This is a genomic window from Microcoleus sp. CZ3-B2, assembly GCF_036705055.1.
Classification (GTDB): domain Bacteria; phylum Cyanobacteriota; class Cyanobacteriia; order Cyanobacteriales; family Microcoleaceae; genus Microcoleus.
Window position 1 is genome coordinate 81,256 of the sequence record NZ_JAUBTN010000004.1, and the last position, 25,425, is coordinate 106,680.

Sequence of the window (25,425 nt, forward strand, 5' to 3'; positions counted from 1 at the left end):
GCTTCTTGTCAAAGGAAGTCCGCGCAAGGCGAGACTGAAGAATAATTGATATTAGCGGAATTATCGGCTGCTAGACAAGTGCTTGTTGATATTCTAGATGTTCATCTAGATAAATAGCGCGAATATCCTCCGGCAGATTTGATTCTAAAGTTTGATATCCTTTTTGGAGCAAAGCCTTGACTTGAGCGGGCGAAATTGCTTCACCTTCTGCTTGCAAATAAGCTGCGATTCGAGTTTCGCTCCAGCGGAAAGTCTGAGCCATCAACACGACTAAACGCGGTAGTGGCGCTAACAATTCTAAGGCTTGTTTGACGTAACACCAGAGGGGAGGCGGAGCGGATTGCAAGGAGTAGTGAATCGACTCTACAGGTGGCAATTCGGCTTGATTGATGCAGATAGCGGTGACATTAATCAGCCAGTTTTGGAGGCTGAGATTTTCGCCCTCAGACTCTGGGATTTCGTGGCGCAAATCGAGGCCTCGGAGCTCGTGATAGATGTGTAGCCAAGTGTGGGCGAACAGGTAATCGCCTTGTACGGGCGATCGCACGGAATGGCGGATCAGGGAGTGGACAATTTGAGCGTAGCGGCAAAAAATTGCCGTGAAGAAGCGACCTTGATCGGGATGGTTTTGAAACAAAGTCAATAATTCGCGATCGCTGTGGTGGAACAGGGATTTAACCACAGGATGGTTGAGTTCGGAAAAAACAGGTGTTTGCACAATTGTTCTGGAAAGGTTGTGGGAATAAATGCTGGTGCAGCATGATTCTACACTACGATCTACATTTAATGCAACTGCTTAAAACTTGTTGATATTTACGTCAATTTAATTATATAATGGAGTTGTAGGTGATCCTGCATCAATCTAAATTGATACATATAAACTATATGTATCCAGCGCACATCAAAAGATAATTTATTGTTTCAAGGGTAAGATTCTTGTATGTCTAGCATTAATACTGGTATCGAATGGACGGACAGAACATGGAATCCAACAACTGGCTGCGATAAAGTCAGTCCAGGTTGTACGCATTGTTATGCAGAAGCATTAACAAAAAGGTTTCATACTAATTTCCCTAACGGCTTTGATTTAACACTCCATAGGAATCGCTTGGAAGAACCAAAGCGCTGGAAAAAGCCTAGCCGTATTTTCGTGAACTCGATGAGCGATTTATTTCATGAAGAAGTGCCCATTGAATTTCTCAAAGAAGTTTTTGATGTAATGCGTGAAACTCCCTGGCATATATATCAAATTCTGACCAAAAGACACGAACGCCTTCGTGAAATAGCTAATCAATTAGACTGGCATGAAAATATTTGGATGGGAGTTTCTGTTGAAAATCAAAACTACGTTAACAGGATTGACTGTTTGCGACAAGTACCTGCAAAAGTCAGATTCCTATCATGCGAACCGCTTTTAGGTGATTTAGAACTCAATTTAAAAGACATTCACTGGGTAATTGTTGGCGGAGAATCGGGGGTAAAACACCGTCCCATGCAACCTGAATGGGTCGATCATATCAAGCAGCAATGTCAAGATGCTGAAGTCGCGTTTTTCTTCAAGCAATGGGGAGGTAGAACACCTAAAGCTGCTGGCAGACTTCTGGATGATAAAATTTGGGATGAGATGCCGGAAGCATGGGCTAAACATCAAAGGCAATTCAAGGGCTACACTTTCAGGATGAGTCGTAACTCAAATAAAGTAGTAGCACCTACTTTCGTGGAAATGAAACTCTGACTTGCTCTCCAAATGTAATTTCTCCTTTTTGCTTCCTTCGTTCACTAGCTGGTGGATCGGCGATAATTTTACCTTGTTGTTCTAGTTTCTTAAGAGCTTCCTTGTAATTTTTACTAATGTAACGCTTGCCAACATGATGCTGATTGTAAATTTGTTCCATTGTCAGTGTTTGACCAGCAAATTCATCAAGAAGCATATTTTCAAGGTCATCGATCGGTTGAAAATCAAAGAGTGAAAGCTGAATAGCCGCCTGACTCTGATTGTATTCAAAAGAGGGTACTCCCTGAGTAAAAACAGAGCTTTTTTTAGCCATAATGTCTTTCATAATTGAGTGACCTAATTTATCCTTAGATACAAAAATCAGATAATGGCTAGTACGGCTACCACTAGATTTTTTGAAGCAAAAATTTTGAACGTGCGACCCTCCAACATCTTTCAATGCTTGACAAATAGCCTCTACAATAGTTGACTCTCGTTCTTCAGGCTGCATAGGTTTAAGTTTTTCCCTTAGCGCATTTGCTCGTTCTTTACCAAAAAGAGAGTTCATGTCTTCCTTGACAAATCTGTTATTTAAATCCATGTTAATTCTGTTGTAATTAAAGAAAAATATGCACTCACTACCCCAATTACTGATGACTGAACCTATTAAATTAATTGATAAGCCTTTATAACCAAAAGGGTCAATAAAAAAAAGTGTCGGTGCTGATTTTATATTATTTTTAATATCCTGGATGATTTCTTCTCCCACCTCCTTATTAAAAATAATTGGTTTGTGTTTTAAGGTGTGTATATCAGGTAAGGATGCTATTGCCTGATCGAGAGACTGAGTATTATTTGGGTCTATATCATTAAAAATTGTTACTAAAAGTTCTCTAATTTTTGGTTCAGCAATGGCACGCTCCAAAATAAGTAATGGTGTAGACTTAGAACCATCTTGATAGCGACCAGGACCCGAAAATAGATCTACGTATGCAATATTTTCTGGTCTTTTTGGGCTTGGTCTTTTTGGGATTTGAGAAATAATTACCTGAGCCCATGCCCAAAAGTATTTAGTGACTATATCAATTTTGACTAAAGACTGTTCTGTCGGCTTATCAAAGAAAGAATTATTAACCATAACTTTGCGTCCCCAATATCAATGATTATTACATTTTAGTGAATTATACTACTATTTTCCTCTACCATAACCGCCGCCACCCGGAGTCTCAATTACAAACACATCACCAGGCTGCATTTCCACACTCGCCGTACTTCCCAACTCCTCAACATTTCCATCAAATCTCTCAACATAATTCCGCCCAACTTTCCCCGATTCACCCCCATGCAAACCGCAGGGAGAAATCACCCGCCGCCCCGATAAAATTCCCGCCGTCATCGCCTCCAAAAACCGCACTCGCCGCACCACTCCATTACCCCCGCGACGATATCCATTCCCGCCGCTATTAGCCCGGATTGCAAAACTTTCTAACAACACCGGAAACCGCCATTCTAATACTTCTGGATCGGTTAAACGCGAATTAGTCATGTGAGTTTGCACCGCATCAGTACCGTCAAAATTTGCACCAGCACCCGAACCGCCACAAATTGTTTCATAATATTGATAGCGGTTATTTCCAAATGTAAAATTATTCATGGTGCCCTGGGAAGATGCGATCGCCCCCAGCGCACAATACAAAGCATCCGTAATATTCTGGGACGTTTCCACATTTCCCGCCACCACCGCCGCCGGATAGCGCGGATTCAGCATACAGCCCGCAGGATTGATGATTTCCAGAGGTTTCAAACAGCCCGCATTCAGAGGAATATCGTCATCTACCAAGGTGCGAAAAACATACAACACAGCCGCTTTACACACCGCAGCCGGAGCATTGAAATTGTTAAATTGCTGAGGAGATGTGCCAGTAAAATCTATTTTTGCACGGCGCGCCGACTTGTTAATTGTAATAGCTACCTTAATCTGTCCGCCACTATCCATCGGATAAGTAAACTCGCCATCTTGCAAAACCTCAATTACCCGCCGCACCGATTCTTCAGCATTATCTTGCACGAAGCCCATATAAGCTTGTACCGTTTCTAATCCGTAACATTCTACCATCTCCATCAGTTCTGCTACACCGCGATTGTTGGCAGCAACTTGTGCTTGCAAATCCGCGATATTTTGTGCGACATTGCGAACAGGAAAATCTCCGGCTGTGAGAATTTCCAGTAATTCTGGTTCGCGAAAATTTCCCTCGCTTACTAGCTGAAAATTGTCCAGTAATACGCCTTCTTCAGTTACAATTTTACTATTCGGAGGCATGGAACCGGGAGTGATGCCGCCGATGTCGGCGTGGTGTCCCCGCGAGGCTACATAAAACAAAGGAAGAGAGGAAGAATTATCAAATACGGGAGTAATTGCGGTGATATCTGGTAAATGCGTGCCGCCGTTGTAGGGATTGTTAGAAACATAAACATCCCCAGGTTTAATTGTATGAATTTGTGCTAAAATCAAAGCTTCTACGCTTTCGCTCATCGAACCTAAATGCACGGGAATGTGCGGCGCGTTGGCAACTAATTGCCCGTTTTTGTCGAATATTGCACAGGAAAAGTCGAGGCGTTCTTTGATGTTGACGGATGAACTTGTATTTTGTAATGTAACGCCCATTTGTTCGGCGATCGCCCGAAATAAATTATTAAAAATTTCCAGCAAAACAGGATCTGATTTAACCACAGATGAATGGGTGTTAACTGCATTCATTTGTGTGGATCTGCGGTTCAAAATTAAATCATTATTTTCGGTGATGGTCGCTTCCCATCCAGGCTCTATAATATTAGTTCCAGTAGCTTCTACGATCGTAGCCGGGCCGCTAATGCAGTCGCCCGATCGCAAATCGTCCCTCCGATAAACAGGCGTTTCCCGCCACTCGCCAGCGACATACATTTGCACGGTAGAGATTGGCTGTTGGGCGATCGATTCCGCGTCACGAGAATTAGCAACTATCGATTCATCCGGCAGATTCATGGTTTCTACAACTTCCACCGAAACCGCTTCCACAATCAGCGATTTTTCCGGCATAATAAAACTGTATCGCTGTCGGTGCAATGTTTCAAACTCAGCCTGCATATCCTCAATATTTCCCGCAGAATTGACCATCAAAACCGAATCACTTCCCTGATATTTAAGATGCAGCTTCCTCACAACCAAAACCTCAGACTCCTTCTCTGTGTTCTCTGCGTCTCTGCGGTTCAATTCCCTCTTTCCCTCCGCCTCCAATTGCGCTAAAACATCCTGTAAATCACCAATTAATTCATTAGTTAATAATTCCTCGATCGCCCTTTCGCGAATAGCCCGCACATCAGCCAAACCCATACCGTAGGCGGATAACACCCCCGCATAAGGGTGAATAAATACCCGTTTCATGCCCAAACTATCGGCGATCGCACAAGCGTGTTGGCCCCCCGCGCCGCCGAAACAGCATAAGGTATACTCCGAAACGTCATAACCGCGCTGAAGCGAGATTTTTTTCACCGCATTAGCCATCTTTTCCACGGCGATCGCCAAAAAACCCTCAGCCACCTGTTCCGCCGTCCTCTCGCCCCCAATTTCCCCCGCTAACTGCACAAATTTTTGCCTGACTACCTCAGTGGCGATCGGCAAATCTCCATCCAATCCAAACACTTTCGGGAAAAAATCCGGTTGAATTTTCCCCAACATCACATTACAATCAGTCACCGTCAAAGGGCCGCCCTTCCGATAGCAAGCGGGGCCTGGATTAGCGCCAGCAGACTCCGGCCCGACGCGGTAGCGCGCCCCGTCAAAAAACACAACGGAACCGCCACCGGCTGCTACAGTGTGAATTGCCATCACGGGCGATCGCAATCTCACCCCAGCAATTTCTGTCTCGAATTCGCGTTCGTATTCCCCGTTAAAATGGGCGACATCCGTCGAAGTTCCGCCCATATCAAAGGTAATAATTTTATCGAAACCTGCTTTTTTGCTGGTTTGAACTGCACCGACAATTCCCCCAGCAGGCCCGGATAAAATACTATTTTTTCCTTGGAATTTGGCGGCATCTACTAAGCCGCCGTTTGACTGCATAAACATTAATTTGGGGAATTGGGAATTGGGAATTGGGCATTGGGCCTTGGGAATTAATAATCCTTCATTCCGAGGATCTACCTCAATTAACTCACTGGTTACTTGTTCGACATAACGCCGCAAAATCGGAGACAAATAAGCATCGACAACCGCAGTATCTCCCCGCGCAACTAATTTCATTAAAGGGCTGACTTCGTGAGATACTGAAATTTGAGTAAAGCCAATTTCTCTGGCTATCTTAGCAACTTGTTTTTCGTGTTCCGAGTAGCGGTAGCCGTGCATAAAGACGATCGCACAACTGCGAATTCCCTCATCGTAGGCTTGCTGCAAAGACGGGATAAAATCGGGATTGACAGCAGTCAACTCCTCACCTGTAGCGCTGTAACGTTCCGCAACTTCGATCGCGCGATCGTACAGCATTTCTGGTAAAATAATGTGGCGGGCAAAAATATTCGGGCGGTTTTGATAGCCAATTCTCAGCGCATCGCCGAAACCTTTAGTAATTAGTAGAATAGTGCGATCGCCCTTACGTTCCAGCAAAGCATTTGTCGCCACCGTCGTACCCATTTTAATCGCTGCAATCTCCCCCGCCGGGATCGATTCCCCCGCCCCAATCCCCAAAATATCGCGAATTCCTTGCACTGCTGCATCCGTGTAGCGATCGGGATTTTCCGACAGCAGCTTGTGAATTACGAGCTTACCATCGGGCTTTTGGGCTACTATATCGGTAAAAGTGCCACCGCGATCGATCCAGAATTGCCAGGAAGTGCGATCGTAAAAAACATTCATATCTTCTTCTCCCATCTTCTTCTTTCTTCCTTCGCGCCCTTCGCGTCTTCGCGGTTCGTTAAAATAAAATTATAGATACCCAATAGCCTCAACCAAACCCCGACAAACACCAGCAAGAAAATCCAAATCCAAAGTCTCAATCTTATCACTCGCTTGATGATAATGCGGATTCCGCATATTAGCCGTATCCGTCACCATAATAGCCGGATAACCATTATCCCAAAAAGGAGCATGATCGCTGCGGCGAGTATCCGGCACAATCAAACCTCGATTCGGCACCGGCAACCACTCGCAAGGCTGACCAGATTTGCGAATATTCCCGCTCAAAGTAATCATATCGCGAACAGTCCGCAAGTTCCCAATTAAAGCAATAAAATTGCCAATATTAGGATAAAAATATTTTAGTCCCGCCGGATAGCTTTGGGAGTTGGGTTTGTTGTTGCAATAACCCAACATTTCCAAAGAAATCATCAACCGAATCTGCTGTTTTTGTTTTTTTAAGTTAGCAGCATGATGGCTGCTTCCCCAACAACCGTATTCTTCCATATCGAAGGCCACTAATTGTACTGGATATTTTAGCGGTTGAAGTGCGAGATTCCTTGCGAGTTCCAGCAAAACAGCCAGCCCAGTAGCATTATCATCAGCCCCAGGCGTACCGGGTACAGAATCGTAATGAGCACCAATTACGATCGGCAAATTTTCTTGCTTCCCCCCCTTAGCAAGGGGGAGATTGAGGGGGGGTAAATCCAAGATAAAATTGTGATGAATTCGCCCGCGCACTGCAAAATCGTCGATTTCTACAGTACCCCACTGTCCCAACTGTTCGCGGATGTATTGCTGGACATAGAAATGTCCTGCGGAGGCTAAGTAAGGATTGCGATCGCGTACAATTTGAATTAGGTGGCCCTGCAGGCGTTCTTTGAGATCCATGCGATCGCAGATACAATGAGTACACTCAGATTATATGGGATTGAATTATGATTGGAGAAGTCAGAATCGAAAATTATAACTCCATAGGATAATTATCCTTATTCTCAGTGGGTTAGTAATTTTTTTTTGATTATACTGAAACCTCTATAAAAAATGCTGCTATTTTCTTTATTTGGAAACATGGGGCCTAGATAAATTTACATCTCTTTTGAAAAAAAACAGAGTTTTTTAAACAAAAATGGTTTAACCTTCAAAAGGATGCCGAATCCTTGATTCCCATATTTGAATTAAATGAATTTATAATTTACTCACCAGAAAACCAAAGGTTACGAGTTTGTGAAAAAGTAGGACAAATTCAACCATTAGGCATTAATGGCGAAGGCTTATTTAAACTTATAAATGTCTTGAGTGCAGACCAAAATAAAGACAAGCTTAATCTAATCAAAACACAGCTGCCATTGATAGATTAGTTTAAAGATTTTGAAATTCCTCACAATTTAGCAGCACTGCAAAATTCTATCCAAATCACACATAGGTACTTAGATACAGATTTAAGTTACTTTGACCAAAGAAGCTCGAATGAAGGATTTTTGTTTTTACTTTTTTACTTTACCTTATTCGTCAGCGATATCACACCTAAATTTTTTGCAATAGATAACATAGATGCTTCCCTCAACCCCCGATTGTGCCGCCGATTAATGCAAGAATTAGTCCAATTAGCAAAAAAACATGACAAACAAGTCATTATTACAACCCCAGGGCTATTTCATTCAGATTGAGTAGCTGATATGATAATAAACTATCGTAGTCATTCACAGGATATGTGATGTCTCAAATTGCCATTGTCGAAGCCTTTGCAGACCTACCCAATACCCGTCGAAGAGCAGGAAAACGCCATCATCAAGCACTGTGACACCGCCTTGTTTACCTTAGGTGTTGCTGCCGGAAATCGTGGATTTCTGGCGATTGGGGATTGCTTAAAAGCCCATCACGAGCAATTAGTAACTTTATTTCAACCGCCTTCGGGGCCCTTACCCTCCGGAGGGCACGATTCGGCGGACATTATTGCGGTTAGAATATCAGACTTATTCTGGTTGTTTATCGAGGTTTTTCGGGATTCAACCTTTGCCAGGAGAAACGATTGCATTGGATGGGAAAGTATTGCGCGGCTCCTATGAATGTCAAGGTGACGACCCAACAGTCGATTCCCATGCAGCAATGATGCTGGGTTTGTGCCTACATTGTAGAACGTGGGTTGATTCTCGATCCCTATGACGTAGATTCAAAAACCCATGAAATCCCGGCAATCCCTGCTTTTATTGAGCAGATGGCACTCAAAGGTGTTGTGTTCGCTTTTGATGCCATCAGCACCCAAAAAAAACTGCTCACACCATAATTGATAGTAGCAATCATTACGTGCACTCCCAGGTAATCAATCTGGATTATTGACCGCAGTACAAGCCACATTTCAAGCACAAGAAACGTCATTCCAGATTAATAAAGGGCATGGTTGGATTGAAAAACGTACCGTCAGCATCAGTCAAGACTTGACGGGAATTCCTGCTTTTCAGGGACTAAAAACCTTAATTAGAATTGCATCCGAACGCCATGTCTATCGAGCGAACATCATTGAATTATCTACCGAAACTCGCTACTACGTCACTTCATTAACTGAAACAGCAGCTTGCCTTGCTCAAAGAATTCGAGGCTATTGGGGAGTCGAAAACAAAGTCCATTATGTCCGTGATGTCACCCGGCCTAGAAGATGCTTGTCGCATTCGCACCGTTGGACTCGTTCAGTATTGGGCAATCCCACGAAACTTTGCCCTTAATTTGTATCCCGAGCATGGCTTTCAAAACATGGCTCAAGCTCAACGTCTCGCTGGCTTTAGTTGTAGCATACTCAAAGATATATTTAGAATGAAATAGCCCTGAGTATAGCAGTCGCCAAGGCCCTTTGGTCATTGCTCCCTGAGCGTAGTCGAAAGGTTCCATAACCATAAATGCTTTAACAACCTTGGCGGTTGCTATATCAGGTATTCCAACCCGATGGAGCGCTTATTTAGAATCCAAAGTCATCTCCATCAACAATTTTGTTTTAATTGTTACTTCTTCGGGCTTCCCTGCCACTTTAATGCTTATTTCAGAATTAGAATTGATAGAGACGACAGAACGAACAGGCATTAATTGATTCAGTCGCATTATAACTTCTCCCTGACCCTGAGACGCAAAATATTTTATGGCCATAGTAGAGCCAGCAGGTAATTGGGATAAAGTCAAATTTTGGGGATTTGCTTGTTGTTCTACGCTAGTTTTGAGAGTAGCAACTCCATCTTGCAAGCCAATCAATTCATAGGTAGCAGTTTGATTCACATTCATGCCACTGACATTAGATGGAAAAGAGATGCGCCATTTAGCGCCTTTCCCAACTGCTTCTGCCGGCAGAGGCGAGGCAAGCTGTTGTAAAGATTTAGACATATTTTGAACCATTTGTTTGGTGTTGTTGTCCGCTTCTTCCGGCAAAGTAAAGCTACCTCCTTTACTCGCGCCCCGACTATCCATGATGAAAGAACCTTTCAATCCAACTAACTTTTTAACTGCCGATCGCATACTATCTAGGGCCGCAGTTGGCAAATTTGGAGTATCAGCAGCAATATCGGCGCTAGCGTATAAAAAATCGTAGTGAATATCTCCATTAGTATCAAGTTTCGTGGCTTTTGTGTCTATAGTTAAGACCATTGTCGGAACTTTATTCACCTTCGTACTTCTGTCGGCTGTAGACACTTCCATCTCCATTTTTACAGCCATAGTAGTCGTTTGTTTAACACCTAAACTTGGTTTTAAACGCAACTGTTGTCGGGGTTCCACTCCGGGATTTAGCAGTTCGACTTGAACGGGTTTCGCGTCCATCCTAGGCTCGGATACGTCACCGGCTGGCTGCTGAACGACAAGTGGAATCTCAGCACTGAGGGACGCAGGAGAAAGCTCGATCGCCCATCCGGCACTTGCCAAACAAAGAGATGTAATAAACAGTGTTTTTTTCATTGACTTAATTTCCGGTTATTTGAATATTTGCCTGTTGCCACAGTCGATCGATTGTTACAAACTTGTAACCTTTATACAAAAGCAATGGAATTATTTTATCAGCAGCAGCCGCAACATCTTCGCCGCCAGAATAGCCGTCGTGGAGTACAATAATTGAACCGTTTTCTGTTTGCTGCACGACGCGGCTAGTAACTTTCATCACCCCCGGCCGCACCCAATCTTCCGGGACGACACTCCACATTACGGGACGATATTCCCACTGTTGCAATAACTCTAATGTTCGCGGCGTAAAAATGCCGTTCGGCGGCCGCACGTCGCGGATTAATTTTCGATCTAAATCGCAAGCTTTGGCAATTGCTTTCTGCGTGTCTTCTAAACTTTGTTTTAGTTCGTGGGTTTTGAGTTTGGCAAACGATACGTGCTGGTAGCCGTGGAGGCCTATCCAGTGTCCGCGATCGCACACTTCTTTAGCCGTTTCTGGATGCCTGTCCACGCAAAAACCTAGCCAGAAAAAACTAGCTTTGATGTCGTATTTATCTAAAATTTTTAACAGTTGAGGTGTGTGCTGACGGTGCGGCCCGTCGTCAAATGTTAGGGCAATTTCTCGGCTGTTGATATCTCCCGTCCACAGACATCTGGGAAAAGCAGATTTGAGGATGGGATGAACGACAGGAAACAAAGGTGCTAGTGGCATTGGTTAATGTTGCGAAAGTGCGATCGGGTAGAAATGAAGCTGCGCTACAATAAAATAAAGTTAACTCAATCGAGGTAAATATGACAACTGCCGTTGATATAGGAACGCTAATTGTCCGCACGCCGGGAACTTGCGGCGGCCGTCCCCGCATCGCCGAAACTCGAATTACCGTAGAAAATATTGCTATTGATTTCAATGCTGGGCTGACTCCAGAACAAATTCTTGATGAAAAACCGCACTTGAATTTAGCACAAATTTATGGCGCATTAGCCTACTATTATGCGAACAAAGACCAAATCGACGCGGATATAGCAGCAGAAAATGCTGAGTGGGAGCGCTTGGAAGCAGAATCTATGGTAGGTAATGTATCGTGACTCAAATTCGTTTGTATCTAGATGAAGATATTCAGAAACAAGCTCTGATATTGGCTCTGCGAAATTCTGGAATAGACGTGTTGACTACCTCAGAAGCTAACAGAGTCAGCTATGTAGATGAAGAACAGCTAATTTGGGCAACTGAGCAAGGGCGAGTCATTTACAGCTTTAATAGGAGAGATTTCAGCAGTTTGCACAGTCAATTTTTAGCGGAAGATAGAAATCATGCCGGAATCATTATTGCACAACAACAGCGTTACTCAGTGGGCGAGCAAATGCGAGGAATTGTGACTATGATGGCTACTAAATCAGCAGAGGAAATGATAAATAACTTGGAATATTTGGGGACTTATATCAGAGATGAATAAGTCTTTGTCAGAGTTGAACGATCGCCAATTACAAAATTCCTTAACTCTTTTGATAGAGCCTCAAACTATCTCCGATCGCATTCACCTCTATCTCAAGATCGATGCGATCGCCCTACAGTGTCCTCCTATACTAAATACCAGCACAACTAATCGACAAACCATCAAGGAGAAACAATGACAGAGGAATATCTAGCAGAACGCACAGTTTCAGCCGTATTTAAGGAAGAAGAACAATTAGACGGCGTAATTCGGCGGTTGCTCGATCGCGGAGTCTCCCGCGACCACATCTCCGTAATGGGCAAAAACTTTCAGTCTAAAACTAAAATTGCCGGCTTTCTGACTAAAAAAGATGTAATTTTAGGAGGCTTGCGAAGCGGGGCGATTTTTGGTTCCTTATTCGGTTCTTTTTTGGGTTTGCTAACTGGCGTGGGCGTGCTGTTTATTCCCTTTGTCGGTGCAGTAGTATCCGCAGGCCCGCTGGGTGCTGTACTGTTGGGTGCAGCTAGCGGCGCGATCGCAGGTTCGGCCGGTGCTGGTCTAGTTTCCGCTTTAGTCGCTTTGGGAATGCCCGAAGAGAAAGCAACTATCTATCAAACCCGCGTTGAAGCAGGCGAATTTCTCGTGATGGCAGAAGTCGCCGCAGATAAATCGGGCGAATTTCAACTATTGCTAGAAAGTGCAGGTGGCGAAGAAGTTTCAGTTAGCGAGATGACGCTGCCGCGCGCCGTCAAAGGTCGCTGCAACAGTCCGGCAGACTTATCTCCAGAAGTGCGATCGCACCTGTCGGAAGCAGCACAAAAAACCTTCATCGAATCCTACAACACCGCATTTGACGAAAGCAACGACTCGATACAAGCAGAACACACCGCCTGGGAAGCCATTCACCAGCAGTACGAAGAAGATGAAACCGGCGTTTGGACTAAGCCTTTAGCGAAAGTCTAGTCTTGCAATCGCGCAGTAAACTAATAAAAAACACCATCAAGCCTCTAGAACTGCTGTTCTGGAGGCTTTGAAGATTTTAGATTTTAGATTTAAAAATGGTGCACAACTTAATTCGTAAAGACTTGGAAATTACCGAAAGTCTCATTACTTTTTGAAAGTGATATAGCAATCCTAAATCATTTGTGAATTTCTTAGTCCCTCCCCTTGGTAAGGGGAGGGTTGGGGTGGGGTAAAAAATTTACGACTAATTTAGGATTGCTATATTGCATTAGGTTGCGTTATCAACTACAATCTACAGGCTTACAATTTAAAATTGAGTTAAGCAAATGCAAAAATACGTTTGTACAGCTTGCAATTACGTCTACGATCCAGAAGTAGGCGACCCCGACGGAGGCATAGCTGCCGGTACTGCCTTTGAAGATATCCCCGAAGATTGGGTTTGTCCCACTTGCGGGGTGGCAAAATCCGATTTTGAACCAGAAGAATAAGCGAGAAAAAATTTGTCCGATCGAATCCTCAAAATTACAGTCATAGGTGGCGGTGCAGCGGGTTTTTTTAGTGCAATTACCTGCGCGAAAACCTACCCCCAGGCCCGCGTCACTTTACTAGAAGCTGGCCGACAAGTCCTAGCAAAAGTTCGCATCTCCGGTGGCGGGCGCTGCAACGTCACTCATGCTTGTTTTGACCCCGGTGTTTTAGTGCAGAATTACCCCAGAGGAGGGAAAGCTCTGCGCGGTGCTTTTACTCGATTTCAACCCCGCGATACTGTTGATTGGTTTGCCAGTCACGGTGTGAAATTGAAAACAGAAGAAGATGGGCGAATGTTTCCGATTACAGATGATTCGGGGACAATTGTTAACTGTTTGATCCGAGCTGCTGAGGATGCAGGTGTGAAAATTCGCACGGGCGATGCAGTCGTTTCAGTACATAAATTAACTGGCAATAACGCAGAGGGCGAACAAGGGGGCACTGCCCCTACGGATGAAACTAGATTTGAAATTGAGTTGAAATCCGGGGAAAAATTGCAGTGCGATCGCATTCTGCTCGCTACAGGTAGCAATCCGTCGGGTTTTAAGTGGGCAAAAGAGTTAGGTAATACTGTAGAACTGCCCGTTCCTTCTCTATTTACTTTTAATATTTCTGACAGCAGAATCAAAGATTTAGCCGGAATTTCGGTTCCTAATGCTAAGGTGAAATTGCCGGGAGCTAAATTAGAACAAAGCGGGCCTTTGCTAATTACTCACTGGGGTTTAAGCGGGCCTGCTGTACTCAAACTTTCGGCTTGGGGTGCGAGATTTTTGCACGATCGCCATTATAAAACATCTGTGCTGGTTAATTGGCTTCCCCAGTACAATGCGGAGGTTTTGCGGCAGCAACTGCTAGCGGTTAAATCGCAGTTGTCGCACAGATCGATCGCCTCTAGCTGTCCGTTTCCAATACCGCGCCGCCTCTGGGAACGTTTGACAAGTTCGATCGGCATTGACGAACAAAAACGCTGGGCCGACTTATCCAACAAAATCCTCGATCGCCTCCTGCTAGAACTCATTCAAGGCGAATATCAGATTTCTGGAAAAGGCGCATTTAAGGAAGAATTCGTCACCTGCGGCGGTGTTAACTTAAAAGAAGTCGATTTCAAAACAATGGAAAGCCGCCGCTGTCGGGGACTTTTCTTTGCTGGCGAAATCTTGGATATCGACGGCGTGACGGGTGGTTTCAACTTCCAAAGTGCGTGGACTACGGCGTGGTTGGCTGGAATCGCGATCGGCAAATCGGACGATTTGGGATTGTAGATTGGGGATTTGGGATTTGCGATACAGTCAGAAACCGGGTTTTTTGGGAAAATATAGGTTTATACCCGCAGATTTGGTAAAAAACCCGGTTTCTCTCAGGTAAAGGCGGGGAGTGGCGATCGGGAACCTGACTTGTGAGATTAGATCGGACGATCGCGCTTTCAACCGCTGCTATACAAACAATAAAATCGGTTTGCAGTAAGGACTTTAGTCCTGATGGACTCAAAGACAAAAAGAAGATTCAAGTCCTCTCGATCGAACTAAATGAGTGTAGAGATTCATCCCGAAACCGATTCAAGCCAAGCAATCAAATCCTCTTGACTGCTAAAATCCAACAAATTTTCACCTAAATCATCCAATTGTTCGGGAGATAGCTGCTGGATGCGAGTTTGAATTTCCGGCGAAACCTCACCTGTGCGCCGCGCTATTTGACGCAGAATTAATGCTATCTGTCCTTCAATTATGCCTTCTTTGCGGCTTTTAGTAATAGCACCGCGCTGGTCTTCAAAAAACATTTCTCGCTTTTCTAATTCGGCTAATTCATCAACGCTTAAATTAGTTTTGCTGGCGATGGAAAAAGCTGTATTAATTTCTGGTATTGATGCAAATTTTTCGGGAATTTCATCAAGTTTAGTAGCGTTTTTGATAAAATAAACCCAGCTTTGAATCAGGTTTTCGACTTGCTCCAGTTCTTTATTAAATTTCGGCAGTTCTACAAAAAATAATTCTATTTCTCTGTAATATTCGATGTTTTCTTCAACTTCTTTAAAAACAAAATGGGTGAGAAATTTTTCGGTATTTTCAAACAGCACAAAATCTGTAATTGTTAAAGCAATCACAGGATTTAATTTTGAGTAGCCTTCTCTCGGTTTGAGCTGAGTCGCGTAGGTTTTGGCTGCATTGTATATGACACGCTTAGTAAAAGCTTCTACATTAATTACCTGCATTTTGATAATGACAGTTTTGTTGCCTGTAATTTTGGCTTTGACATCCAGGTAAGTGTCTTTTAAACCAGTTATGCTTGGTGCGGCGTAGGGGTCGATGATTTCTAAATCTTGAATTGTCGGCTGTGCGTTGTAGAGCATCGCATTCAGGAAGCTAATCAAAACTTCTTTGCTCTGAGGCGAAGCAAAAATCTTTTTGAAGCCAAAATCTGTTTTAGGATTGATGAATGTCATAATTGGTAACGGGTAAGGGGGAATTAGTAATCGGTATTTTATTGCGATAATTAGATCACAAAATTCCTTCCATTTCTAAATCTTCAATTATCTGCAATCCGCGCGGGTCGCCGACTCGCAACAGGGAAGATTTTGCATCTTCCCGCACGCCCATATCTGCATCTTCTTCTAAAGATTCAATTAAAGCGTCGATCGCCCCAGCGTACACTACATTATTCGGCAATTCCCGCGCCAGTTGTCCGATCGCCCAAGCAGAGTTGCTCCGCACAGCAGATACAGCATCTCCCCGCAGCGATTCAATAAGCGGCGGAATCGCTGCAATCACCACATAGTAACCAACTTTTGCCATTTGACCCAGAGAACTCGCCGCCCACAAACGTACCGCCGAAATATCAGTTCTCAAAGCATCAATTAAAGATGGCAAAGCGCGGGGATCGCTGCAATTTCCCAGGGCCCAAACTACCCCTTTGCGAACGTAACCGTTCCAGTCGCAGTTAAGCTGCTCGATGAGCGGTTCCACAGCATCGGGACTCGGATTTCGCCCCAAAGCATAGGACGCGCTTACCCGCACCAAGGGGCAACCGTCTCTCAACAAATTAATTAAATGCGAAATCGCGCGATCGTCCTGCAATTCGCAAAAAGCCCGCGCCGCAATCATCCGGTGCTGAGGTTCCGGGGATTCCAGCAAAGGCAGCATTTCCTCTGGATCTGGCAGCGGGGGTTCGGATACGTCAAATCGATCCAAAGGGCTTTCCAGTTCCGTCTCAGTATCAAGGGTGTTGGGGTAGTCGTTATTGTTCATAAAAAAACTTTACCGCACTGAGGATGCTACGGGTGCAACTGAGTCAGCCGTCAAAGTGATTTGTTCATCCAGACAGAATGGCTTTGATAGCCTAACTTTTGATAGAGATTCATAGCAGGCTGATTGCTCAAAAAAACTTGTAAACCAATTTGCCGATCGCCCCTGGAACGTGCCCAATTTTCAGCATGAATCACTAAAGCTGCACCGAGTCCCTGACGGCGGTGTTCCGGCGCGATGTATAGCAAAAAAATGTGACCGTGGCGCAATCCAGTGGTTTGGTCGATCGCATTTCCCAGCCACAAACATCCGACAACCGATTTGGAATTTGGCGCTGGAGATTTGGGATTGAGATACTGCGAGGGAAGCACGGGCAAACTTTCTTGCTCTTGGGGGCTGTTTTTCAGGCACTCTATCCACCAAAGCGGCGTCTGGTTAGAAAAATACTGTTCGACAGTTTGAGACAAATGTCCCAATTCCCCATCCGGGTAAAGCTCTCGGTAAGTCCGGTGCAGGAACTTTACCAGTTTTGCCCGATCGAGTCCCGATCCCGATCGCAGCGCGTAGCCCGGTATTAGTTGAGCAGACATCAACGGACTCGGACACCGAGAGCGACATCATTTAGGCCCAAGAAAATTGGATTCACCACTGCTGCTTGCTTTTGGGGGATCTCTTCCTCAATCGGTGCCGGGGCAGCCATGTCAGCCGGCAAAAAGATGCGAGCGCTGACTGATACCAGAGCTACGAAAAATATTAATATCGCTATAAAGGGAGCAATGTATTGACGAATGATAGCCATAACCGCAAAAACTTAATTCTTGAGTTGATTTTATCAATTGTACCATACAAATCTTGTCAGCTATAATGCTGCCATTGGACAATTAGCTCTCAAAAAGAGCGATCGCCAGTACCAACAAACACAAAATATAAGATTATGAGTGCCTCGCCAGCAGTTTATGAAGCTCTAGCTAAGTCAATTGTTTTTTTGAATCAAAAGCCCAACGCGCAGAATGACGTGGCGCGTTTCCTGGATACTAACGGCTACTATATCGATCGCATATTCGACGACCGAGAAACTGGATTTTATGCGATCGGCTTCGGTTCCTCCGACTCCCGAAATCCGCCAGTCCTCGTATTTAGAGGTACAGATTTCATCGACGGCGATACTATGTTTTCCGACTCCCGCGACATCGGCTTACCAGAATTTGAAAAAAACAAAGATAGCATCAAAAGCTGGCTCACAGAAATCGGTCAAGATACTGCTAAAAACCCCAGCAAATTATTGCCCGATATCGTCGGTCACAGTTGGGGCGGAGCGATCGCTCAAATCACAGCCACCGAATACACATCTATCACCGGCGACATATTTACCTTCAACTCTCCCGGAGTCTCAACCACTACATTCAACGCTTTTCGGAAAAATCTCAGCAGAGTTGGCAACAAAAATGTCAATCACTACATTGTCAGCGGAGATTTCGTCAGCTTGTTTGGCGAAGCATTTATACCGGGAAAAGTATTTATCCAAAATTTTACAGATCCGAGCATTAATCCCTTAACTGTTTTGGCAAAACATCGAACAGAAAATTTATTAAGCGCTCCGCCCGCAGATTTTTTCCAGAGGCAAATTTCCGTCGAAGACTTAAACCAACCCGACTTTGCTTATAACGACAACGACTCAGATTTTAACGAATTTATCGCAGCGCTAAATTTTGCCCTGCCCAGTGTGTCAATAGCAATGAGAAAGAGATCGGGTGTAGAGAGTTTGAGAACAGCACCAGAATTTTCTTTTGTGCAGTTAATCAGAGAAATACAATACGGTTTAGCTCCTCTGCAATCGAATTATTTATTGGGCGACATTCGCAACAATACTGCTACCGGTGGCAAGGGCGAGGATACCATGATCGGCAGCAGAGGTAACGATACTCTCAGAGGAAATCGAGGTAATGACAGCATCACCGGTGATGAGGGTGACGACTTCTTGTACGGCGGCAGAGATAACGATTATTTGGAGGGTGGCGACGGAAACGATTTGATGTCCGGCGAGTTTGGCAACGATATTTTGATCGGCGGTGCGGGGCGCGATCGCTTTGTATTGGAATCCGGCGGCGGAGGCGATGTAATTGTCGATTTTAAAAAGGGTGAAGATTTAATTGCACTATCGCGGGGGCTAACTTTTCCTCTAATTATAGTCCGCCAAGGTGGTGAGGGAGCTGTAATTTCTATCCCAATTACTGGCGAAATTCTGGCTACTCTCACAGGCGTGTCGGCTAGCGAGATTACTCAGTCTGATTTTGTGCAGCTTTAGTACGAGAAAAATTTGTAGTTTTGGTATAGCCTTTCTCAAAAAGATGAGGTACTATCCGGCATTGAGCATGGGGCATACCTCACTTTTTTGAGAACCGCTATATCGTAAAAGCGAACAAACCTTAGCAAAAAATATGACGTATTTTTTGCTAAGTTTTATTGGCTTTTTTGGTTATGATTTTACAATTTTATAACTACAAAATTGGATAAATTAATATTGTTAATTAATCAAATTTACAGTAAAATCAATTAACCAGGTTAAACACTAATGCCCAATTCAAATACAGGAAATAAAAAATATGCCTTCCTCCCCCGCCGTTTACGAAAATTTAGCGAAACAAGTTGCTTACATAGATGACAACCCCCAGTTTCAAACTGTAGTTCAAACTGGTTTGAGCGCTGCCGGCTACCAAATCGATCGCACCTTTGACGATCCGACAACTGGGTTTCACGCGATCGGCTTAATATCCACCACCCCAGACAAACCGCCAGTTCTCGTATTTCGGGGCGTTGACCAACCGCTCGACGAAGTTGCCAACACAGACCCGCGAGGCATCGGTTTCAACCAATTTGAAGCCAACAAACAAGCCCTAGGAAATTGGCTGACAGAAATCGGTCAAAATACAGCCAAAAATCCCGGCCGCTTGCCACCAGACGTTCTCGGACACAGCTTGGGCGGTGCCTTAACCCAGCTAGCCGCCAGCGAATTCACATCTGCGATCGGAGATGTGGTGACATTCAATTCTCCCGGAGTCGATCAAAGCACAGTCAATACTTTTACACAGAAAGCCGGTACCAGCAAAAATGTAACTCACTACATTGTTAGCGGCGACTTTGTGAGTTTGGGAGGAGAAGCTTTTCTGCCAGGAAAAGTGTTTTTACAAACATTTACCAACCCGATTATTAACCCGCTATTAGTTCTAGAAAAGCACACGCAAACAGGTTTATTAACAACTCCTCCTCTCGGTTTTACTCAAACAGAAATTTCTGCCAACCAATTGAGCAGCCCAGAGTTTACTTTTACAGATTCAGATTATTTAGAACTGCTAGCTGGCGTAGACTTTGTGCTGCCAGAATTGGGAGCTGCCCTGCAATCGCGCAGCACCTTCGAGCAATCGAGAAACGCTCCGGGAGCATCCTTTTTCGGAAACATTCTGGCCATCCAAAATGCTCTCAACCAATCTCAACCTAATTATTTATTAGGCGACGATGCCAACAATACAGCCACAGGTTTTGGCGGCGACGATATTATTATTGGTAACGGGGGAAATGACACTCTCATCGGCAGTCGCAACAATGATATTATCAGCGGTGGCACCGGCAACGATCAGCTATTTGGCGGCAAAGGAGATGATAATTTGGATGGGGGAGATGGGGACGATACACTTGTTGGTGGAATTGGTGCCGATATCTTAATTAGTGGCCTTGGACGCGACGTATTAGTGTTAGGAGCCGGCGCAGGTACAGATACAATTATAGACTTTCAACAGGGTCAAGATTTAATCGGTTTGACCAAAGGTTTGACTTTCAACCAACTGAAAGTTACTCAAGGCGATGTTTCAACAACGATCGAAATTGCCAGTAACGGCGAAGTTCTTGCCAGTATTCCTGGCATTTCAAGGAGTCCGCTAACAGCTAGCGATTTTATTGCGATTTAGTTCGCGGCTGGCCATACAGATATTCGGTAGGGACACAACATTGTTGTGTCCTTATTTTATGAACGCAAGCGCACATAATTTATACTCCAATACGCTTGGGATAAGAATAATCTGATTTCCTTTCACAAGTCGGGAACTCTCATAAATGCGTGAAATGAAATTCGTCGGAAAGCGCTAACCCAAGCGTATTGATTTATATTCATTCCATGATTACAAACATCAATATTCCTCTAGGGAGGGGTTCACCGAAATCTCCAAAAGTAGTGCAGACATTGGTAAACCCGACCCGCCCGAATATTATAGTTATAGCGATCGCACTTGATATTAATCGAAATCGTCCAGTCCAGGTCTGGGCATGGATGCTAGTTTTTTCTCATCTTCTAGGGGCAGAAAGAAAATCGTCAGCATACCGGGAATCACAGCCAGCGCGCTCATCAAAAAATAATTTTGATAGCCGAGACTCGCCTGCAAGTAGCCGCTAAAAACGCCCGGAATCAGCACTCCAGCGGCCATAAAAGCCGTTGTAATTGCATAGTGGGATGCTTCGTATTCAGGGCGGACAGTCCGCATCAAGAACACTGTATAGGCAGCTACGCCAAGTCCGTAAGTAAATTGCTCGATCGAATTTACGGCATAAGCCCATTCAATCCCCGGTTGATTGATAGCCAATAGCCAATAAAGCACGTTAGTCGAATTTTGCAGAATAGCCGTCGGCCACATCCATTTTTTCAATCCTTGTTTGGCAATTAAATAGCCGCCCAGCAACCCTCCTATTAACAGAAACATTACCCCTAAAGTACCGGATAATAAGCCCATATCCGACGTAGAAACTGCTAATCCTCCTTTCTCAACTTTATCCATCAAAAATGGAGGAGCCATTTTAAACGTCAAGGCATCGCCCAAGCGAAAAATCAAGACGTAAGCCACAATCCAACCTATTTTATCTTGCTGAAAATAAGTTTTAAATGCTTCAATAAAGCTGGTTCTTTGTTGAGGAGTGTCGGATTCCAGAGCGTAATTGCGAGGATAGGGAAGATACCACCGCTGAAAGAGATATATCAGCACAAACATAATCGCACAAATGCCAAAGGCTGTCGCCCATCCGTAGTTAAGCGCCGACACGCTAAAATCCGAACCGAAAAGTGACAGCGGAATGTTTTGATATATTTTGGTGTCGCCTGTATTTCCGGTCACTAAATGGTTTTCGGCCAGTTTCCCGGCTAAGAACACCAATAAACCGCTACCGGCAATGACAGCACCTCTATAAGCCGTGTTGCGAACCCCGACAAATAGTGCTTGTTGGTCTTTATTTAGAGTGTTTAAATAAAATCCGTCAATGGCGATGTCGTGAGTAGCTGACACAAAGGCGATCGCCGTAAAGATCACAAGTGATATAATAATTGGTGCAGGCGTTAATACACCAAAAGCCAGGAAAGCAAACAGAAAAGCACAAATGATTTCGGTGGTTAAAATCCACTTGCGTTTGGTGGAATACAAATCAACTACTGGGCCCCACAAACCTTTTAAAACCCAAGGAAAAGACAACAGACTTGTCAATCCGATCAATTCGTTGCTGGTTCCCATACCTTTCAAAAAAATCACCGACATTAAATTAACGACGGTGTAAGGGAGACCTTGAGCGAAGTATAATACTGATACCCACAATCCAGCGTTATGCTTTTTTTCCATTGCAGAGATATTTTACCTAGTTACTTATTTGATTTACTGAGTGCGATCGACAATTCCGGTCAATTCAACCCCTGGCATCACAGTATATGCCATTCCGATGCCAGCGGCAGCCATATAAATAGTGCATTTTAGCATCATTCTGGCTCAAAACTATTTTCATTTTTTGAATAAGCCTGCAAAAATTTTTATCCGTTAAAAGAAACGAGGTAAGCCCGAACATTCTTGTTCCAGTCATAAGTGCCATAGGTTCGCAGCAGTTCCAAAGCACTTTCTTCTATCTGATATGCAGTTTTTGGACTATTCACCGGACGTTCGGGACTGTCAGGATTAACAACAATTAAACCTGCATCTAGAAACTGATGCACAGTCTGGCGGCGCACAGTTTCCCGCGTATTTGGTGCATATTTTTTACTGTACTCCTCCTCCATAAATTCCATAATTGGTGTGATTCCCCGAAGTGGAGATTTTGCCAATTCCCAAGCATCCTTTGGCTTGAGGTCAAGCAAAGCCAGAAGGGTTAAGGCGGAACGTTCGTTAAGCTGACCTTTGGGAAAACCCAGCGCTGCAAGTATTTCTAGAGATTCATCAATACGGTTCTTGATTGTCATTGGGCTATTTTCTAACGGATTGGTCGCCTTCAGCAGTTGTGTCTCGACAAGTCGATCGAGTTCCCGCTGTGTAGGAAATATTTCTCTTATTTGAGCGCCAAGTAAAAGTAATTGCTCTAGATTAGGATACTTCAAATTGCGTAAATCCGTAGCATTAACTTGAGTGTGTCCGTTGAACAGTCGGAAAAACCCATCTACCAAACTCGAATTTAGATAAACAGTCAATCCCCGCGCTAGAGTGAGGTCTAATCCGCGTCCTTGTTGGTGAAAGTAATTTAAATGGTTTTCAAAACCAACGCTAGAATTATTAATTTTGTCGGAATCCCAAACAACTGCAACAATTCGCTTTTGTTCTTCCTTTGACGAAAAGCGCTTGGTCAAAACATAATGTTCGTTGGGTACGAGGAGTGCAGCAGTTTTTTCGGTAATTGCTAAAGCTTGGTGCTTTTTGGTGGCGGTGGGATATTCAACAAACCCAGCCGATAAATGGGCTGGATAAATCAGTGGAACTGCATCTTTTTCTAGTTCTAGCCGCAAGTCAGAACCAACGCGAAAATCTACAACTTTTCCGGTGGAAACTGTCAAACCTAATTCTTGTAGCGTGCAAGTAAATTGAGCCATTTGCTCAACTAATTGCTGGCTGAGGGCATCGGGCAAAATCCGAATAAATTGCTCGGAATCTTTGGGGTTAACTACATCAGTATATCGTATATTATGACACAAAATTAGATCGGCATCAGCACTGTTACTTGAGGTAATCGTTACAGTATCTGGCTTTTCTATTTGTTTTGTAGCGCGCACAATAATTGTTTCTTGCAAAACAGCATCATCGCGAAATATTTCCTGTCGCGATTCAAAGATATGTATTTGGCGTAAAGCCATCATTTGTAGGAAGACTTTACGAAAATCTCGAAAGTATAAACCGTTGCAACAACTGCGGGGAGTAATTGACACTAATTCACCGTTTGGTTTGAGCAAGCTAGCGGCGGCAATCATAAAACCAGTGTAGAGATTGCCGGTTTCTACTCCTATAGAACGCAGCCAGGTACGCACTTGGGATTTAGCTGGGATTTTAGCATAGGGAGGATTGATGATTGCATGGGTGAATTCCAGTTTTTTTGAGTTTGTAAATAGATTGGAATTCAACATTTCAGCAGTTTCTTGAATAAAGTCTACTCTGCAAATTTTACTGGTAAAAATTATGCCAAAGTTCTGACATTCAATTCTGCACAATTCTAAGGTTTGTTTGAGGTAGTCAATCAAAATAATATCAATTTCATAAGCTGTTACCTGCATGGTTTGCGGTTTGTTTGGGCGCTGGCAAAGCTCGCAAACAACGGCTGCTATCAGGGAACCAATTCCTGCACCAGCATCTAAAAGCGATATATCGGGACAGTTAAATTCAAACATTCCCGCCATCAAACTTGCGACTGAGGAAGGTGTTAAAAATTGTCCTTTTTCTCCTCTCTGGTTTTGCTGCAGTTTTTTGGTTACTTCTAACCGCAGGAGGTCTACTCGATCGAGTAAATTGTTGGCTGTTGTGTTGCTGTCGCCCGGAATGGCTAGGGTTGGAAATTGTGGTGCTATCATTTGTTAAGAAAAGTGCGTTAGTGAAGCCCGCCCCTGCGGGGGCTGCGCCAACGAAGAGGATCGCCAGTTTAGTTTATTTTCGTCCCAAATTGGGATCTATAGGCTATCATGGTAGCATTCTAATCTCTTCCCCTAACAGCAAGAGGCAGCCATGAATCAAGAAAATGTGACGTTTCCAATTGATAGCGAAAAAAAAGAGGCGCTGAGGGCGATCGCTACTGTTATGGATCGGGATCTCAGTTATGTTTTGAATGAAGCCATCGCTTCTTATCTGGAGATTTATCAATGGCTGCTAGATGAGATTAACAAAGGGGTTGCCGAGGCCGAAGCTGGAGACTTTGCCGGCGATGATGAAGTCCAAGCAGTTTTTGCCAAATTGACTAATGAAAATTAAGTGGCTGCGACAAGCTTTGCGAAATCTAGAACAGGCTCACGCATATATTGTCAAAGACAATCCAGAGGCAGCAAGGCAATTAATTTTAAGGATTCAGAGTGCTGCAGGTCAACTCGCAGAGTTTCCTTTTACGGGCAGAGTTGGTCGCGTAGAATCTACTAGAGAACTTGTCATTTCCAATACATCTTATCTTATCATCTATCGAGTAAAAGAAGAAAGTGTAGAAATTCTCCGAGTCCTTCACACATCAAGAAAGTATCCAGAAAATTAGGTGATGTTTTCGATCGCCTGTTCAGTGTATTTTCGCCAAAAATCTCACGGATGTGCGAAAATGTCAAGCGCACTCTAAAATATATAACTTATCCAAAAGTATGTTGACTGTTCATATAGCTAGAGCGCAAGGTAGCTAACGATGACACAAACTGAAACCAAGCGTTATAATTTTACTTAAATATCTAAC

General features: G+C 44.0%; 25 protein-coding genes and 1 pseudogene. 13 read left to right on the forward strand and 13 right to left on the reverse strand.

Annotated features, from left to right (window positions below):
* Nucleotides 1-70: 70 nt before the first annotated feature.
* Nucleotides 71-718: an RNA polymerase sigma factor gene (locus QUA97_RS02845; RefSeq protein ID WP_194010551.1), complete on the reverse strand. Its 648-nt coding sequence runs from the start codon at nucleotides 716-718 to the stop codon at nucleotides 71-73.
* A gap of 222 nt (nucleotides 719-940) precedes the next feature.
* On the opposite strand from QUA97_RS02845, the gene QUA97_RS02850 reads away from it, so the two are divergent.
* A complete protein-coding gene (locus tag QUA97_RS02850) occupies nucleotides 941-1,735 on the forward strand; it encodes a DUF5131 family protein (RefSeq protein WP_333192869.1) in 795 nt (264 codons plus the stop codon).
* Here QUA97_RS02850 and QUA97_RS02855 read toward each other — a convergent pair.
* The 3 genes from QUA97_RS02855 to QUA97_RS02865 form a co-directional block, all read right to left on the reverse strand.
* A complete protein-coding gene (locus QUA97_RS02855; protein WP_333192871.1) occupies nucleotides 1,710-2,852 on the reverse strand; it encodes a three-Cys-motif partner protein TcmP in 1,143 nt (380 codons plus the stop codon). The genes QUA97_RS02850 and QUA97_RS02855 overlap by 26 nt on opposite strands.
* Nucleotides 2,853-2,903: 51 nt before the next feature.
* Nucleotides 2,904-6,602 carry a hydantoinase B/oxoprolinase family protein gene (locus QUA97_RS02860; RefSeq protein ID WP_333192989.1) on the reverse strand — a complete coding sequence of 1,233 codons (3,699 nt, stop codon included), beginning with the start codon at nucleotides 6,600-6,602 and terminating at the stop codon, nucleotides 2,904-2,906.
* A gap of 69 nt (nucleotides 6,603-6,671) precedes the next feature.
* Nucleotides 6,672-7,532: a M20/M25/M40 family metallo-hydrolase gene (locus QUA97_RS02865; protein WP_194067989.1), complete on the reverse strand. Its 861-nt coding sequence runs from the start codon at nucleotides 7,530-7,532 to the stop codon at nucleotides 6,672-6,674.
* Nucleotides 7,533-8,122: 590 nt separating this feature from the next.
* Between QUA97_RS02865 and QUA97_RS02870 the strand changes: the two genes are divergently transcribed.
* Nucleotides 8,123-8,311 (forward strand): AAA family ATPase, encoded by a 189-nt coding sequence (locus tag QUA97_RS02870; RefSeq protein ID WP_228050047.1) that lies wholly within the window; start codon nucleotides 8,123-8,125, stop codon nucleotides 8,309-8,311.
* 490 nt (nucleotides 8,312-8,801) lie between these two features.
* On the opposite strand, the gene QUA97_RS02875 is transcribed toward QUA97_RS02870, so the two are convergent.
* Nucleotides 8,802-8,945, reverse strand: a complete 144-nt coding sequence (locus QUA97_RS02875; RefSeq protein ID WP_333192876.1) for a hypothetical protein — start codon at nucleotides 8,943-8,945, stop codon at nucleotides 8,802-8,804.
* Between the two features lie 17 nt (nucleotides 8,946-8,962).
* Here QUA97_RS02875 and QUA97_RS02880 point away from each other — a divergent pair.
* Nucleotides 8,963-9,364 (forward strand): annotated as a pseudogene (locus QUA97_RS02880) (hypothetical protein); the annotation flags it as partial.
* A gap of 226 nt (nucleotides 9,365-9,590) precedes the next feature.
* Here the strand turns inward: QUA97_RS02880 and QUA97_RS02885 are convergent.
* On the reverse strand, nucleotides 9,591-10,577 hold the full coding sequence (locus QUA97_RS02885) for a DUF6263 family protein (RefSeq protein ID WP_333192877.1): 987 nt from the start codon (nucleotides 10,575-10,577) through the stop codon (nucleotides 9,591-9,593).
* A 4-nt stretch (nucleotides 10,578-10,581) separates the two neighbouring features.
* A complete protein-coding gene (locus tag QUA97_RS02890) occupies nucleotides 10,582-11,271 on the reverse strand; it encodes a polysaccharide deacetylase family protein (RefSeq protein ID WP_194067985.1) in 690 nt (229 codons plus the stop codon).
* Between the two features lie 80 nt (nucleotides 11,272-11,351).
* Between QUA97_RS02890 and QUA97_RS02895 the strand changes: the two genes are divergently transcribed.
* From QUA97_RS02895 to QUA97_RS02920, 6 genes are all read left to right on the forward strand, one after another.
* Nucleotides 11,352-11,645, forward strand: a complete 294-nt coding sequence (locus QUA97_RS02895) for a DUF433 domain-containing protein (protein ID WP_194067984.1) — start codon at nucleotides 11,352-11,354, stop codon at nucleotides 11,643-11,645.
* Nucleotides 11,642-12,013, forward strand: coding sequence for a DUF5615 family PIN-like protein (locus tag QUA97_RS02900; protein WP_194067983.1), 372 nt, complete (start codon nucleotides 11,642-11,644; stop codon nucleotides 12,011-12,013). Before QUA97_RS02895 ends, QUA97_RS02900 begins: the two co-directional genes overlap by 4 nt.
* Nucleotides 12,006-12,191: a hypothetical protein gene (locus QUA97_RS02905; RefSeq protein WP_194067982.1), complete on the forward strand. Its 186-nt coding sequence runs from the start codon at nucleotides 12,006-12,008 to the stop codon at nucleotides 12,189-12,191. The genes QUA97_RS02900 and QUA97_RS02905 overlap by 8 nt, the downstream gene beginning before the upstream one ends.
* Nucleotides 12,188-12,955 (forward strand): ChaB family protein, encoded by a 768-nt coding sequence (locus QUA97_RS02910; protein WP_333192882.1) that lies wholly within the window; start codon nucleotides 12,188-12,190, stop codon nucleotides 12,953-12,955. Before QUA97_RS02905 ends, QUA97_RS02910 begins: the two co-directional genes overlap by 4 nt.
* A gap of 326 nt (nucleotides 12,956-13,281) precedes the next feature.
* The gene (gene rd, locus QUA97_RS02915; RefSeq protein WP_333192885.1) at nucleotides 13,282-13,443 is read left to right on the forward strand and encodes a rubredoxin; all 162 of its coding nucleotides are present in this window, start codon (nucleotides 13,282-13,284) and stop codon (nucleotides 13,441-13,443) included.
* Nucleotides 13,444-13,467: 24 nt separating this feature from the next.
* A complete protein-coding gene (locus QUA97_RS02920) occupies nucleotides 13,468-14,745 on the forward strand; it encodes an NAD(P)/FAD-dependent oxidoreductase (RefSeq protein ID WP_442922475.1) in 1,278 nt (425 codons plus the stop codon).
* Nucleotides 14,746-15,023: 278 nt separating this feature from the next.
* Here QUA97_RS02920 and QUA97_RS02925 read toward each other — a convergent pair whose 3' ends face one another.
* The 4 genes from QUA97_RS02925 to QUA97_RS02940 are packed head-to-tail and all read right to left on the reverse strand — an operon-like array spanning nucleotide 15,024 to nucleotide 17,521.
* Nucleotides 15,024-15,923, reverse strand: a complete 900-nt coding sequence (locus QUA97_RS02925; RefSeq protein WP_333192890.1) for an Rpn family recombination-promoting nuclease/putative transposase — start codon at nucleotides 15,921-15,923, stop codon at nucleotides 15,024-15,026.
* Between the two features lie 55 nt (nucleotides 15,924-15,978).
* Complete coding sequence (locus QUA97_RS02930) at nucleotides 15,979-16,725, reverse strand: HEAT repeat domain-containing protein (protein ID WP_194070063.1); 747 nt, start codon at nucleotides 16,723-16,725, stop codon at nucleotides 15,979-15,981.
* Between the two features lie 50 nt (nucleotides 16,726-16,775).
* Nucleotides 16,776-17,312 (reverse strand): GNAT family N-acetyltransferase, encoded by a 537-nt coding sequence (locus tag QUA97_RS02935; RefSeq protein ID WP_333192894.1) that lies wholly within the window; start codon nucleotides 17,310-17,312, stop codon nucleotides 16,776-16,778.
* Nucleotides 17,312-17,521, reverse strand: a complete 210-nt coding sequence (locus tag QUA97_RS02940) for a hypothetical protein (protein ID WP_194009759.1) — start codon at nucleotides 17,519-17,521, stop codon at nucleotides 17,312-17,314. Before QUA97_RS02940 ends, QUA97_RS02935 begins: the two co-directional genes overlap by 1 nt.
* A 135-nt stretch (nucleotides 17,522-17,656) precedes the next feature.
* On the opposite strand from QUA97_RS02940, the gene QUA97_RS02945 reads away from it, so the two are divergent.
* Both QUA97_RS02945 and QUA97_RS02950 read left to right on the forward strand, forming a co-directional pair.
* On the forward strand, nucleotides 17,657-19,027 hold the full coding sequence (locus QUA97_RS02945) for an Mbeg1-like protein (RefSeq protein ID WP_333091606.1): 1,371 nt from the start codon (nucleotides 17,657-17,659) through the stop codon (nucleotides 19,025-19,027).
* A gap of 298 nt (nucleotides 19,028-19,325) precedes the next feature.
* The gene (locus QUA97_RS02950) at nucleotides 19,326-20,684 is read left to right on the forward strand and encodes a calcium-binding protein (protein WP_333116808.1); all 1,359 of its coding nucleotides are present in this window, start codon (nucleotides 19,326-19,328) and stop codon (nucleotides 20,682-20,684) included.
* A 324-nt stretch (nucleotides 20,685-21,008) separates the two neighbouring features.
* Here the strand turns inward: QUA97_RS02950 and QUA97_RS02955 are convergent, their stop codons facing one another.
* Together QUA97_RS02955 and QUA97_RS02960 are read right to left on the reverse strand one after the other, a co-directional pair.
* On the reverse strand, nucleotides 21,009-22,373 hold the full coding sequence (locus QUA97_RS02955; RefSeq protein ID WP_194070054.1) for an MFS transporter: 1,365 nt from the start codon (nucleotides 22,371-22,373) through the stop codon (nucleotides 21,009-21,011).
* Nucleotides 22,374-22,558: 185 nt separating this feature from the next.
* Nucleotides 22,559-24,571, reverse strand: coding sequence for an Eco57I restriction-modification methylase domain-containing protein (locus QUA97_RS02960; protein ID WP_333192899.1), 2,013 nt, complete (start codon nucleotides 24,569-24,571; stop codon nucleotides 22,559-22,561).
* Between the two features lie 151 nt (nucleotides 24,572-24,722).
* Here QUA97_RS02960 and QUA97_RS02965 point away from each other — a divergent pair, with 151 nt between their 5' ends.
* Both QUA97_RS02965 and QUA97_RS02970 read left to right on the forward strand, forming a co-directional pair.
* Nucleotides 24,723-24,965: a CopG family ribbon-helix-helix protein gene (locus tag QUA97_RS02965; protein WP_333091612.1), complete on the forward strand. Its 243-nt coding sequence runs from the start codon at nucleotides 24,723-24,725 to the stop codon at nucleotides 24,963-24,965.
* Nucleotides 24,955-25,236, forward strand: a complete 282-nt coding sequence (locus QUA97_RS02970; RefSeq protein ID WP_333192901.1) for a type II toxin-antitoxin system RelE/ParE family toxin — start codon at nucleotides 24,955-24,957, stop codon at nucleotides 25,234-25,236. Before QUA97_RS02965 ends, QUA97_RS02970 begins: the two co-directional genes overlap by 11 nt.
* Nucleotides 25,237-25,425 lie beyond the last annotated feature (189 nt).